Below are 13,454 nucleotides of genomic sequence, written 5' to 3' on the forward strand. Positions count from 1 at the left end.
CCCTCCTCAATGCCGGATGCGGGGGTTGATCAGCCCGTAGAGCAGATCGACGGCGAGGTTCACCAGCATGATGACAGCGGCAATGATCAGCAGGCCGCCCTGGATGACGGCGTAGTCGCGCCGGAATACCGAATCGACCATCCATTTGCCGATGCCCGGCCAGGAGAAGATCGTTTCCGTCAGGATGGCGCCCGCCAGCATCACGCCGATCTGCAAGCCGATCGTGGTGACGACCGGGATCATGGCGTTGCGCAAGGCATGGATGCCGACCACCCGGAAGGTGGGAAGCCCCTTGGCACGTGCGGTGCGGACATAGTCTTCCGAAAGCACTTCGAGCATCGCCGAACGGGTTTGGCGCGCAATGACGGCAAGCGGAATGGTGCCGAGCACGATCGTCGGCAGGATCAGATGGCTGAAGGCGGACCCGAACGCCCCCTCCTGCCCTGACAGCAACGAATCGATCAACATGAAGCCGGTGACCGACGGAAAGAAGAACATCAGCGAGATACGCCCGGACACCGGCGTCCACTGCAATATGCCGGAGACGACGATGATCAGCAGCAGGCCCCACCAGAAGATCGGCATGGAAAAGCCGACCAGCGCGGTGCCCATGATCAGCTGGTCCAGGATCGATCCCCGCTTGATCGCCGCAATCACGCCGGCCGGAATACCGACGACGACGGCGAAGATGATGGCGCACAGCGAAAGCTCGACGGTTGCCGGGAACAGCTCCAGGAATTGATCGATCACCGGCTTCTTGGTGACGATCGATATGCCGAAATCGCCATGAAGGACGCCCCATAGATAATCCAGGTATTGCACGACGATGTGCCGGTCAAAGCCGAGTTGGTGGGAAATCTCTGCATGCCGCTCCGGCGACATGACCCGTTCGCCGGACAGCAGCGCCACGGGATCGCCCGGAAGCAGGCGGATGAAGGAGAAGGCAATGATCGAGACCCCGATAAAGGTCGGGATCAGCACTGCCAAACGCCCCAGCAAGAATCGAAACATAGTCAAACCTCATGCCATCACCGCCGCAGCCTCGTTGCTGCAGCACTGGCAAAAAGGAAGAGGGGCGCTCGCCCAACGGCAAACGCCCCCTTCGGGTCAGTCGGTAAGATTACTCTACAATATCAACGCCGTCGAAAGCAAAGTCGCCGAGCGGGCTCTGTACGAAGCCTTCGACATTCTTGCGCATCGGCACGATCGAGAGCGAGTGGTCAAGCGTTGCCCAGGGCGCTTCCTTCTTGAACACGGCCTGAGCCTGTTGGTAGAGCTTGGTGCGCTCTGCAACGTCAGAGGCTTCCTTGGCCTTGGTGACCAGATCGTCGAACTCCTTGTTGCACCACTGGGCGCGGTTGTTACCGCCGACGGCATCGCAGCCGAGCAGCGTGTCGAGGAAGTTGTCCGGGTCGCCATTGTCACCGGTCCAGCCAAGGATCACCGCACCATCGCGGGCCTTGTCCTTGGACTTCTCGAGATATTCGGCCCATTCGTAGGAGACGATCTCGACCTTCACACCGACCTTGGCAAAGTCGGCCTGCATCAGCTCGGCGGCGCGACGTGCGTTGAGCATGTACGGCCGCGCGACCGGCATTGCCCAGACCTTCATCGACAGGTCCTTGACGCCGGCGTCCTCCAGCATCTTCTTCGCCACCTCCGGCTCGTAGGTGTCGTCGGCGATCGTGTCATCGTAAGACCACATCGTCGGCGGGATCGGGTTCGACGCCGGCGTCGCCTGCCCCTGGAAGACGGCGTCGACGATCGCCTGCTTGTTGATCGCCTTGTTCAGCGCCTTGCGGACCTCGGGCTTGTCGAAGGGAGCCTGCGTGGTGTTGTAGGCGAGATAGGCGACGTTGAGGCCGGCCTGTTCCATCACCTTGAGGTTCGGATCAGCCTTCATCGCCTCGACGTCCGCCGCGTTCGGATAGGGCATCAGGTGGCATTCGCCTGCCTGAAGCTTCTGGAACCGGACGGCCGCATCGGTGGTGATCGAGAAGACCAGATCGTCGATCTTCTGCTTCCCGCCCCAGTAGTCCGGATGGGCCTTGTAACGGATGACCGCATCCTGCTGATAGCCGACGAAGGAGAACGGACCGGTGCCGAGCGGCATCTGGTTCAGCTGGTTCATCTTGCCTTCAGCCTGCAGCTTGTCGGCATATTCCTTGGACATGATCGAAGCGAAGGGCATGGCCAGGTTCGCGAGGAACGGCGCTTCCTTGCGCTTCAGCTTGATCTTGACCGTCATGTCGTCGACCTTCTCGATCGACTCGAGCAGTTCCGGCAGCCCCATGCCGGCGAAATATTCCCAGGAACCGCCGGTCACATAGCCGTGCCACGCATTGTCGGACTTCCACTGGCGCTCGAGCGAGAAGATCACGTCGTCGGCGTTCAGCTCGCGGCTCGGCGTGAAGAACTCGGTCGTCTGGAACTTGACGCCAGGACGAAGCTTGAAGGTGTATTCGAGGCCATCGTCGGAAATCGTCCAGCTTTCGGCAAGCCCGGGCTCGGTTTCGGTTGTGCCCTTCTTGAATTCGAGCAGACGGTTATAGACGGTGTGCGCGGCAGCGTCGAACGTGGTACCGGCCGTATAGAGGCCCGGGTCAAAGCCCTCCGGCGAGCCTTCCGAGCAATAGACGAACGTTTTCGACCAGGCAGTGCCGGCCATCAGCGTGGCAAGCGCCGTCGCTGCGAAGAGAGTCGTGAGCTTTTTCATGAGCTTGCTTCCCAGATTTGTTTTTTGTTCTCGTATTGTTTTCGACCGCGGCGAGAAATTTTCCATCCGGTCAAGGACGGATGGAACGACATTTGTCGTCGCAATGCAATAACTCGCTTCAGAAATTTGTCTATGCGAAAAATTCTTCCACAGGTAGAGGGTCGGCCCGACAGCGATCCGGGCGGCGGCCAAGCGGCCTTGCACGCCGATTCGCCCTCACCGGTGGAACGGGCGCCGGGAAAAATCGAAAATCACGGCACAAAAAAGCGCGGAGAACGGGCCTCCGCGCTACGCTTGCTGGAATGAAAATTTCAGGCGGCGGACGTCTGCGGCCGCGGGCCGGTGTCCAGCCCCAGAAGGAAGTTGATCTGCGGTCGCGCCTTGACGAGATCGTCGATCGAATAGCCCTTGAGCACATCGAAGAAGGCGTTCAACGCCTTGCGCAATGCGGCATTGAGGCCGCAGCTATCGACCAGGGGGCAATCGATCTCGCCAGCCTCGAAACATTCAGCCATGGCGAAGCTGTCCTCGGTCACCTTGACCACGTCGAAGAGGCTGATCTCCGAGGCCGGCTTCGGCAGCCGTACGCCGCCATTGCGGCCGCGCACGGTTTCGACCAGGCCCGCCCTGGTCAAGGGCTGCAAAATCTTGAACAGAAACAGCTCGGAAACGCCGTAAGCCTTGGCGATCTCAGGAATGCGGCTGAGCTTCTCGCCATTCGCAGCACAGTACATCAGCATGCGAACTGCGTAGTTTGTTTGCTTCGTCAGACGCATCATTCACTCCAGAATTGAGAAATTCGTCCCTCTTCATATAGGACGGAACGTAGTTTGGAACAATTCCAAAATAGGAAAAATTCACGAAGGCTTTACTTCGCCGTTTCGCCGTTGACTGTCGCTCTCCTGGTGTAGAAATATGACTCTCTTGGTTAACTTATAAGCACCACACGGAGAGAACACCATGCTTGCCTCAAAAACGTTGATCGGCAGCCTGTCGGTCGCGGCGGCTTTCCTAGCCCTCACTGCGCCCGCCCGGGCCGATGGCGAGGTCAACATCTATTCCTACCGCCAGCCCGATCTCATTCAGCCGCTGCTCGATGCCTTCACCAAGGAGACCGGCATCACCGCCAATGTGCTCTTCCTCGACAAGGGCCTGGTCGAGCGCATCCAGGCGGAAGGCGCGAATTCTCCGGCCGACGTCATTCTGACCGTCGACATCAGTCGCCTGACCGAGGCGAAGGACGCCGGCGTGACCCAGCCGCTCGTCAATGAGACGATCAACAAGGACATCCCGGCGCATTTCCGCGATCCGGACGGCAACTGGTTCGGCCTGACGACCCGCGGTCGCGTCGTCTATGCCTCGAAGGAACGCGTGCCGCAGAACGACATCACCTACGAGGAACTTGCCGACCCGAAATGGAAGGGCAAGTTTTGCACCCGCGACGGCCAGCACTCCTACAATATCGGCCTGTTCGCCTCGATGATCGCGCATCACGGCGAGGCGGAGACGGAGAAGTGGCTGACGGGGATCAGGGACAATCTCTCCAAGAAGCCCGACGGCGGCGACCGTGATCAGGCAAAGGCGATCTTTGCCGGCGAATGCGATATCGCGCTCGGCAACAGCTACTATGTCGGTCTGATGCTGACGAACGAGAAGGAGCCACAGCAGAAGGAATGGGCTTCGGCCATCAAGGTCCTCTTCCCGAACGCCAAGGATCGTGGCACGCATGTCAACATCTCCGGCATGGCGCTCGCGAAGAACGCCCCGAACAAGGAGAATGCGGTCAAGCTGATGGAATTCCTGTCGGCGGGCGAAGCGCAGAAGATCTATGCCGAACAGGTCTTCGAATATCCGGTGCTTCCGGGCGCCGAGCCGTCGGACGTCGTCAAGTCCTTTGGAACGATCAAGCCGGACTCGCTGCCGCTTGCCGAGATTGCGGCAAACCGCAAGAAGGCGTCGGAACTCGTCGACAAGGTCGGATACAACGACGGTCCGCAAGATTAATGCATGTCGCCCAAAAGTGCGCAGCGGTTTTGGGATAACGACATGCATAGAAACATGAACCTAAAGCGCGCCGCGTGAATATATTTGAATGCGACGCGCTCTACAGCGCCGCGCGCCTTATCAGGCGCGCAAAGGTCGCTGTAGCACTTTGAAGTGCTGCATGTCTTTGTCCTTAAATCGAGGTCGATTTAAGGAGACATGCAGTAGGCGTTCATTGCCAGTCAAGAGAACAGCGGGCGCAATGCCCGCTGTTTTCGTTTGAGCCGCTCGCCCGATTCCCGCCACCACCGCCGCTGCGGACGAAGGCGCATTGACGGGCCGATCCAACGGTAGGATTCTTGAGCCCTTGAAATCGCATGTGCCCGAAGCGGCCTCGATCGGAGGGGAAATTGGAAGAGACGAATGACAAGAGCCAGCTCGAGATGGTCGTGCTGATGACACCCGACATGGCGAACTTCAGCGGCAAGGTGCATGGCGGCGCGCTCCTCAATCTCCTCGACCGGGTCGCCTTCTCCTGCGCCTCGCGCTACTCGAAGCAATACGCGGTGACGCTCTCCGTCGACCAGGTGGTCTTCCGCCAGCCGATCCATGTCGGCGAGCTGGTGCACTTTCGGGCTTCCATCAACTTTGCCGGCCGGACGTCGATGGAGGTCGGCATCCGGGTCGAAGCGGAGAACATTCGCAGCGGCGAACGCAGGCACACGAACTCCTGCTACTTCACCATGGTCGCCGTCGATGCGGAAGGACGGCCGACGAGCGTGCCGCCCTACCGGCCGGAGCCCGGTATCAGGGAACGCCGTCACCGCGCCGCCGAGGTCAGACGGGAACTGCGCCGGGAATTCGAGGAGCGTTTCCGGGCTGCCGGATCGACGGCCGGTTCCAGTGAAGTTTAACCTTTCCGCAATTCGGCAATCAGATCGAGGATTGCCTTGCGCCTCTCCGGCGTTCCCGGATGGGTGGACAAGATGCTCGTTTCCGAGTGATCGTCGAGCTTCGTCTCCAACAGCTCGAAGAACCGGGCGATTGCGGCTGGATCGAGGCCCGCCTTCATCATCAGCTCGACGGAATGGCGATCCGCCTCTGCTTCCGCGGCGCGCGAATAGGAGAGCGCCAGCAGGCCGCCCCCTTCCACCAGGACATCCTCGGCACCGGAGCCAATGTCGCCAGCGACCAGCATGATGAGTGCGGCAACCCCGGCGGCTCGATAGATCTGCCGCAGGCTGTGCTGGTGCTCGACATGGCCGATCTCATGCGCCAGCACGCCGACGATCATCTCGTCGTCATCGCCTGCAAGCTTCACGAGCTCGTCGGTCAGGATCAAGGTGCCGTCAGGCAGTGCGAAGGCGTTCGGGCCGATCGGTCCACCCTCGCGGAAATTGAGCGTATAGGCTCGCTCGCCTGCAGCGGAAACCCCAGCGATGCGCCGGAAGCCATCCAAAATCTTGCCGCGCCGCACCTCATCGAGCTTCGATTCGTCAAGCAGGGTCCGGTCCATGGTTTCGAAGGTGCTCGCCGACATGATGCGGGGCACAATCGGCGGCGTGACGGCGACGGCGACTTCGACGAGCGCCGGCAGCGCGTAGCGGTAGATCAGCCCGCCTAACAGGATCGTTGCGGCAACGAAGGCGATCAGCCGTGGGTGGAACCGCTCCAACCGGTGGACGATCCCCGCCGCCGCCCGGCCTTTCTGCGCCAGGAACCGGTCTACCGCGTCGTTGTCATTGGTCTCGAAGAGAGACCCGTCCTGGAAGCTGATCCGGCGCGGGATACGGCCGACCCGAGACGAAATCTCGACCAAGGAGAAGCTGCCGCCGGCAAGCTCGGCGCCCGTCTCGTCTCGCACGATGAGGCGATCTCCGGCTTCCACAAGACTGCAAAGCACCGAGCGGCTTGATCCTGCGGGGTGCCACTCGCCGACGGCAATGGCCGGATGATCAGAAGCCAAAGTCGAAGCCTTCGATATCCATGAATTCGGCACCGACCGCCGAACCTTCCTGGGCGATCGCCGCGAAGATTTCGCCGACATTTCCGTCGAAGCGGACGCCGGTATGTTCATTGACGTAGCGCGCCATCCGGACGGCGGCCCAGGGCCGCATCAAACCCAGTGTAACAAGCGTCACGAGGACGTTTGAGATGGCAATCCAAGTGTAGCGCAGGCGCGAGAGATCGCTCAAGAGCCTATGCTTGCCGTCGAACGTGGCGGCCGACCAGGCGACGTTGCGCACTCCGGCGCGGTAGACAAGCGCGGCCGCTCCAAAGATCGCGAAAAACAGGATGTAACCGAGCACTATCAGCACGCCGAGCGACATCTGCATCTCGGCTGAAAGCAGATCGGGACCCTCGATCGCCGTCGCAAAGACCGCAAAGTTGAGGAAGGCGAAGAAGCCGACGATCAGCAGCCCGAGAATGATGATCGCCGCCGAGATCGCCCAGGACTTGTAGATCGTGCCGATGGAGGGATCGGTCGAAAAGGCCTTCTGCCCGTAGCGCAGGTTGTTGCCGATATAGCGATAGGTCCAGCGGCTGGCGAGCGGCGCCAGGATACCGAGCGTCAGCGCCGCGATGACCGGCCCGACGATGAAAGCGAGAAACGCACCGCCGGCGCGACCGACGAAATCGAAACGGACATTGCGGTAGCTGGTCACCCGTGCGCTGAAGCGCAGGCCGCGGGCGACAAGCCAGGGAACGAAGCAGAGAAACAGCAGAAGCAGCGCAATGCCGGCGAGCGGCACGAAGGTCAGCAGGATGTTGTAAATGATCAGATAGGCGAAGACGATGAGACGGCCGATCAAAATCTGGCCACCCCTGGCGTGATACTCGAAGCCGCGGCCAAGCAGCACGGTGTTGCCGTAGAAATAGCGGTTGCGGCGAACCTTGGCCCAGGCCGAATAGATGCCGAGCGTGACGATCGTCAGCAGCACATTGACGATCCAGATCCCGAAATACTCTTTGCCGCTGCCGGTGAAGGAGAGGCGTTGAAAATCCCCCTGAGCGGCGCGCCCGAAACTGCCCTGCCCGACCCTCTGTGCCGACAACGGCTCAGCCAAAACCATGATCCATCCCCTCGAACAAAAACCGACGCCGACCGCGTCATCCCTGTAGCGGTCGGCAGCACCCAACTCAACGCATGCGCGAATCGCTCGATCGCGCCCGTCAACCCCGACGTTAGTTGCAGCGCTGCGCAGAATGCAACAAAAAAGAGCCTCCCGAAGGAGGCTCGAATAGGGGAGGATCTTCTCTTCTTTAGCGCATCGTCGGGATCGAGAACTCCGCGCCATCCTTGATGCCCGAGGGCCAACGCTCGGTGATGGTCTTGGTCCGGGTCCAGAACTTGATCGAGTCCGGTCCGTGCTGGTTGAGATCGCCGAAGGACGAGGACTTCCAGCCGCCGAAGGAGTGGTAGGCGAGCGGAACCGGGATCGGAACGTTGACGCCGACCATGCCGATGTTGATGCGTGAGGCGAAGTCGCGTGCCGCGTCGCCGTCGCGGGTATAGATCGCGACGCCGTTGCCGTATTCGTGCTTCATCGGCAGCGACAGGGCATCCTCGTAGTTCTTGGCGCGCACGACCGAGAGAACCGGTCCGAAGATCTCGGTCTTGTAGATGTCCATGTCGGGCGTCACGTGGTCGAATAGGCAGCCGCCGATGAAATGGCCATCCTCATAGCCTTGCAGCTTGAAGTCGCGGCCGTCGACGACGAGCTTCGCACCCTGCTCGATGCCGCTGTCGATCAGGCTCCTGATGCGCTGCTCGGCTTCCTTGGTGACGACCGGGCCCATGTCGGCCTTTTCGTCCGTATAGGGACCGATGCGCAGGCTTTCGACCATCGGCGTCAGCTTGTCGATGAGACGGTTGGCGGTTTCCTCGCCGACCGGAACGGCGACGGAGATCGCCATGCAGCGCTCGCCGGCAGAGCCGTAGCCGGCGCCGATCAGGGCGTTGGCGGCCTGGTCGAGATCGGCATCGGGCATGATGATCATGTGGTTCTTGGCGCCGCCGAAGCACTGGGCGCGCTTGCCGTTCATCGCCGCGGTGCCATAGACATAGCGGGCGATCGGGGTCGAGCCGACGAAGGAGACGGCGGCGATATCGGGATGCGTCAGGATCGCGTCGACGGCACCCTTGTCGCCGTTGACGACGTTCAAGACGCCCGCCGGCAGGCCGGCCTCGATCATCAGTTCGGCGAGGCGGACCGGAACGGATGGATCGCGCTCGGACGGCTTTAGGATGAAGGCGTTGCCGCAGGCGATTGCCGGGGCAAACATCCACATCGGGATCATCCCCGGGAAGTTGAACGGGGTGATGCCGGCGCCGACACCGACCGGCTGGCGGATCGAGTACATGTCGATGCCGGGGCCGGCACCCTCGGTGAACTCGCTCTTCTGCAGGTGCGGAATGCCGATGACGAATTCGCAGACTTCGAGGCCGCGGACGATATCGCCCTTCGCATCGTCGATGGTCTTGCCGTGCTCGCGGGACAGCGTCTCGGCCAGTTCGTTCATGTTCTCGTTCAGCAGCTGGACGAACTTGATGAAGACGCGGGCGCGGCGCTGCGGGTTGGTGGCGGCCCACTTGACCTGTGCTGCCTTGGCGCTCTCGACGGCGGCCGCAAGTTCCGCTTCGCTGGCGAGCGCCACGGTGCCCTGAACTTCGCCCGTTGCCGGGTTGAAGATGTTGCTGACGCGGCCGCTCGTGCCGGCGACCCGCTTGCCGTCGATGAAATGTCCGACTTCATACATGGGTGTTCCTCCTGGTCTGATCTTGGCTGGTCTTGATCTTGGGCGCATGATCGCACTACGATTTCAACAAATCAATTTCCGATATTCAGCAACCGTTGTGCAAAAATTAAAGCCCATTGGAGCGGTTATATGGACTGGGACGACGTCAGGGTGTTTCTCGCAGTGGCGCGGACGGGCCAGATCCTCGCCGCCTCGAAGAGGCTCGGCATCAATCACGCCACCCTCAGCCGGCGCGTCACCGCGCTCGAGGAGACGCTGAAGACGCGCCTTCTGGTCAGGCGCCCAAACGGCTGCGAACTGACGGCCGAGGGCGAAATCTTCCTTTCCGCCGCCGAGCGCATGGAAACCGAAATGCTCGCCGCCCAATCGCAGATCGGGCGGATCGACACGGCAATCGCCGGGACGGTGCGCATCGGCGCCCCGGACGGCTTCGGCGTCTCCTTCCTGGCGCCGCGGCTCGGGCGGCTGACGGCGCGCCATCCGGAGCTCAAGCTGCAGCTCGTTCCGGTGCCGCGCTCCTTCTCGCTGTCGCAGCGCGAGGCCGACATCGCCATCACCATCGAGCGGCCCGAACAGGGGCGGCTCGTTTCGTCCAAGCTCACCGACTATACACTCGGGCTCTACGCATCGGCGGATTATCTTGTCCGCTACGGCACGCCGCGGACGATTGACGAGCTCAAGAACCACCGCCGGATCGGCTATGTGGAGGACCTGATCTTCACGCCCTCGCTCAATTTCTCGGCCGAGATCATGCGCAGCTGGGACGCTTCCTTCGAGATCTCCAGCGCCACCGGCCAGACCGAGGCGGTCCGCTCCAGCGCCGGCATCGGCATCCTGCACAACTACATCGCCCGGCACTATCCGGAGCTGACGCGGCTCCTGCCCGAGACGACGATCCGGCGCGCCTACTGGACGACCTATCACGAGAGCGCCCGCGAACTGGTGCGCGTGCGCACGGTCGTCTCATTCCTGCAGGAACTGGTGACGGCGGAGCATCAGATATTCGTCTGAGAATTGGTGGGAAGAAAATGGTACGGTTGGTGGGGATCGAACCTACGACCTCAGGTGCCACAATGAAGAGGTCTCAGATTCGACCCCTTCCTACCCCTCCGCCAAACCAGTTGACAACCGTCGAAAATGCTTGGAATCATTTTCGTAACCTCTTGGATTTGCTAGGCATTGTCAACAATTAGTCCGCAGAACATGAGGGAGTTCTAATGAGTAACACCTCGTCATTTCATTCCTTGTCCACAAAGTTTGAACGGTATGGTGACGGTATGGCGGGTAGGAGACGGTATGGCGACGGTACGAGTAGTAATCGGCGACAAGCATGTAAAAGAAGCACTAGCAATCGCGGAATCCAAAGAGACCCCGCCTGGCGGGGTCCACATTTACAGTGACATTGAGGCGAGAGGCCTCCGCCTAGTGGTGCAGAAGGGGCGAGCAGCCTGGGTGGTGAAGTACAAAGACTGGTCGAAGGTCATCGGCTTTATCTACCCTAAGGATCAGCGACCGATTACCGCCGCGGGGACGGCGCGTGCGATGGTTCCGTTCGTAAAGGGCATTCTTGACGACAACCCCAAGCAGCTTGAGCCATGGCTCGTGGCTCGGCACAACGGCTTGGACAACAAGAAGGCTCTCGAGAACATGCGACCCGTCGTGACGACGTGGACGTTGCAGCAGTGCGCCGATTCCATGATTGAAGCGCGGACGAAGGCCACCGCACAGTCGCCCCTTCGCAAGGCGTCGGTCGACGAGATCAAGCGGACGATGTCTCGTCCGGAGATGAAGGATTTGGTCGAAACGGCTGCCGTTCTTCTGAAGCGCGGTGAAGTCGAAAAGGTGCGCGACAAGATCGAAGCATCCAGCGGCATCAGCGCCGCGAAGAAGTGCGTGTCGAACATCAGGTCGATCTTGAACTACTGCTGCGAATATAAAAGCGGCGACAGCGGCTTGGACCATAAGGACATGTGGTGGGAGCTGTTGAAGACGGATTCCAAGATCATCGCCAGGACGCGCACGCCATCGATCGTCGACATCGTGAAGACGCTCCAGCTCGCCGCGTACTATCTTGATCACCCCCTGCCCGGCCGTGTTGATGGCAAGCACGGCGTCCGCGACAACGTATATGCGGCGATGTGGTGGCTGATCCTGACCTCGCAGCGCACGAGTGCCGGACTGGCGCTGCAGAAGGTCGACTTCTATCCAGATCCACGCGACGACGGCTTCTACCTGGCTGCGTGGGATGAGGAAGCGATGAAAGGAAAGAAGACCCACGTGCTCCCGATCCCTTTGCGAGTCGTCCAGCACATGCTCCCGCTGATTGAAGCCGCGCAGGATCATGGCTCGAAGTGGGCGTTCCCGTCAGAGCGCGGTTCTGAAGACCACGACATCTGCATCTCGCGTACTGCGGTTCGGCAGTTCATCGTCCGGCTTCAAGGGCGCGATCCTCTCATGAAAGGCAAGGAAGCCGCCAGGGATCTGCTCGCCGAAGCCGGAGTGCTGCACTGGACACCCCATGATCTCCGCCGTTCGATCACCGCCGTCATGGACGACAACGGTATCCCGGGTGGTGCCTCGGCCGTCCTCGCTCACGAAATCAAGCTGTCGGAACATCTCGGCGAAGACGCGCTCACGGAAGCGCAGCGCGAAGAGTGGGCCGCGAACCGCATGGCGAAGATCACGAAGCTTGCCTATGGCGGCGGCACATTCTTGAAACTGAAAAAGACCGCAATGACAGTATGGACGAACGCGGTGCTGGATGCGTGGGAAGCCATTCAGGTGCCGAGAGAGCAGTTTCTCGAAGCGGCCGAGTGATCCCTGCCCTATCCCAGTGCCCGACGGATTCATTTCATCGGGCACTGGGTGTCAGTTTTCAGTGGCGCGTCCCATCGTCCTGCGCCGCTGCAATCAGCCGAGCGAACTCTACACCCTTCTCGTCGTCGTTTTCATCGCCGTCGAGATTCAGTCCATACCCCGCCTCGATAGCCGAAGACATAAGGGACGCTCGCGACATCTGCAGGATCTCCTGGACATCGTGCATGTCGGCCTCGCCGCGTGACCACATTCGCACCAGCTCATCCTTCATGGCTGCCGGATCGTCGTAGCCATTCGGCAGCACACTGGCTCCTGCATGCCGCGCCCATGGATCGCGGATTCGCCCGTCATCTGGATGCCGTTCGCCGACTAGGTGTTCGTGATCGCGGCACAGCGTGAGCGCATACCGCTTTCCGAGCCGCAGACATCCTCCGCGACCGCAGACTTCGCATGTCATACCGCTACGATGCCAAGCTATCTCCGACAGCGCTGTCGTCGCGTTGACGGACTCGAGATCGTCGCTGCCAGTCGTCACATGTATCCGCATCCGACCGCATGCACGCCAAGCGCGATGAAATCGGAAATTCCAGTGTTCCGGATACGCGGATCCGACGACGATCAGATTCAAAACGATTGTCGCCCATCCGTCGCCGATCTCGACCTTAATGCCGCGTGTCATCGTCATCCTTTCCGGCCAGTTCCTGCATCATCTCCAAGCCGTTGCCGTAATCCTTCAAGAAATGTGCCATCTCCTCCTCCGCAGTTTCAAACATCGCCCCGACCGGATTCCCCGACCACTCGACCGCGTCAACGACATAGCCATGCTGCACGCACCGCACGCGCGCACTCTCACCGGCATCGATCAGGTTGCCCGGCCGACCGCAGCACTCACATGTCTGCAGGGACTTCTCACGAGCAGTTTCCCGGATCCGCATCTCAGAGCGAAAAGGATGCGGGAGCTTGCGATGGGGCGGCAGATAGTCGTCGAGTGGGATGTCGAATGAGTTGTATGTCGCCGACAGCTTGAGCGCGCCGTCGATGGTCTCCGCCTGCGTGATCTCGAAGCACCATTCGGCCGGCAGTTTGGAAGCCTCTTCGACGGTCTCGGCGAGGATGTCCTTCCATCCGTTTGCGACGGTAATTTCCGACATTGTCCACTCCTTGGTCGGTTATTTCC

At 60.8% G+C, this 13,454-nt stretch carries 12 protein-coding genes; 4 read left to right on the top strand and 8 right to left on the bottom strand.

Annotation, left to right across the window (positions count from 1 at the left end):
• Positions 1-6: 6 nt before the first annotated feature.
• From N181_RS20715 to rirA, 3 genes are all read right to left on the bottom strand, one after another.
• Complete coding sequence (locus N181_RS20715) at positions 7-1,011, bottom strand: ABC transporter permease subunit (RefSeq protein WP_037395210.1); 1,005 nt, start codon at positions 1,009-1,011, stop codon at positions 7-9.
• Positions 1,012-1,120: 109 nt separating this feature from the next.
• Positions 1,121-2,716 carry an ABC transporter substrate-binding protein gene (locus N181_RS20720; protein ID WP_037395213.1) on the bottom strand — a complete coding sequence of 532 codons (1,596 nt, stop codon included), beginning with the start codon at positions 2,714-2,716 and terminating at the stop codon, positions 1,121-1,123.
• Positions 2,717-3,027: 311 nt separating this feature from the next.
• Entirely contained in the window at positions 3,028-3,492 is a 465-nt protein-coding gene (gene rirA, locus N181_RS20725) for an iron-responsive transcriptional regulator RirA (RefSeq protein ID WP_014327406.1), read from the bottom strand.
• Positions 3,493-3,676: 184 nt separating this feature from the next.
• On the opposite strand from rirA, the gene N181_RS20730 reads away from it, so the two are divergent.
• Both N181_RS20730 and N181_RS20735 read left to right on the top strand, forming a co-directional pair.
• Complete coding sequence (locus tag N181_RS20730) at positions 3,677-4,720, top strand: Fe(3+) ABC transporter substrate-binding protein (protein WP_037395234.1); 1,044 nt, start codon at positions 3,677-3,679, stop codon at positions 4,718-4,720.
• A gap of 356 nt (positions 4,721-5,076) precedes the next feature.
• Positions 5,077-5,613, top strand: a complete 537-nt coding sequence (locus N181_RS20735) for an acyl-CoA thioesterase (RefSeq protein WP_048655287.1) — start codon at positions 5,077-5,079, stop codon at positions 5,611-5,613.
• Here N181_RS20735 and N181_RS20740 read toward each other — a convergent pair.
• The 3 genes from N181_RS20740 to N181_RS20750 all read right to left on the bottom strand — a co-directional run bounded on the left by N181_RS20740 (position 5,610) and on the right by N181_RS20750 (position 9,460).
• A complete protein-coding gene (locus tag N181_RS20740) occupies positions 5,610-6,665 on the bottom strand; it encodes a M48 family metallopeptidase (RefSeq protein WP_037395237.1) in 1,056 nt (351 codons plus the stop codon). The genes N181_RS20735 and N181_RS20740 overlap by 4 nt on opposite strands.
• The gene (locus tag N181_RS20745) at positions 6,655-7,773 is read right to left on the bottom strand and encodes a YjgN family protein (protein WP_037395239.1); all 1,119 of its coding nucleotides are present in this window, start codon (positions 7,771-7,773) and stop codon (positions 6,655-6,657) included. The genes N181_RS20740 and N181_RS20745 overlap by 11 nt, the downstream gene beginning before the upstream one ends.
• Positions 7,774-7,963: 190 nt before the next feature.
• Complete coding sequence (locus tag N181_RS20750; protein ID WP_014327402.1) at positions 7,964-9,460, bottom strand: CoA-acylating methylmalonate-semialdehyde dehydrogenase; 1,497 nt, start codon at positions 9,458-9,460, stop codon at positions 7,964-7,966.
• 129 nt (positions 9,461-9,589) lie between these two features.
• On the opposite strand from N181_RS20750, the gene N181_RS20755 reads away from it, so the two are divergent.
• Both N181_RS20755 and N181_RS20760 read left to right on the top strand, forming a co-directional pair.
• Positions 9,590-10,471: a LysR family transcriptional regulator gene (locus N181_RS20755; RefSeq protein ID WP_014327401.1), complete on the top strand. Its 882-nt coding sequence runs from the start codon at positions 9,590-9,592 to the stop codon at positions 10,469-10,471.
• Between the two features lie 285 nt (positions 10,472-10,756).
• A complete protein-coding gene (locus N181_RS20760; protein ID WP_162267717.1) occupies positions 10,757-12,277 on the top strand; it encodes a site-specific integrase in 1,521 nt (506 codons plus the stop codon).
• Positions 12,278-12,335: 58 nt separating this feature from the next.
• On the opposite strand, the gene N181_RS20765 is transcribed toward N181_RS20760, so the two are convergent.
• Both N181_RS20765 and N181_RS20770 read right to left on the bottom strand, forming a co-directional pair.
• Positions 12,336-12,962 (bottom strand): hypothetical protein, encoded by a 627-nt coding sequence (locus N181_RS20765; RefSeq protein ID WP_153451198.1) that lies wholly within the window; start codon positions 12,960-12,962, stop codon positions 12,336-12,338.
• A complete protein-coding gene (locus N181_RS20770; RefSeq protein ID WP_060563797.1) occupies positions 12,940-13,428 on the bottom strand; it encodes a hypothetical protein in 489 nt (162 codons plus the stop codon). The genes N181_RS20765 and N181_RS20770 overlap by 23 nt, the downstream gene beginning before the upstream one ends.
• Positions 13,429-13,454: the final 26 nt, after the last annotated feature.

This window comes from Sinorhizobium fredii USDA 205 (assembly GCF_001461695.1).
In the GTDB taxonomy this organism is placed as follows: Bacteria; Pseudomonadota; Alphaproteobacteria; order Rhizobiales; family Rhizobiaceae; genus Sinorhizobium; species Sinorhizobium fredii.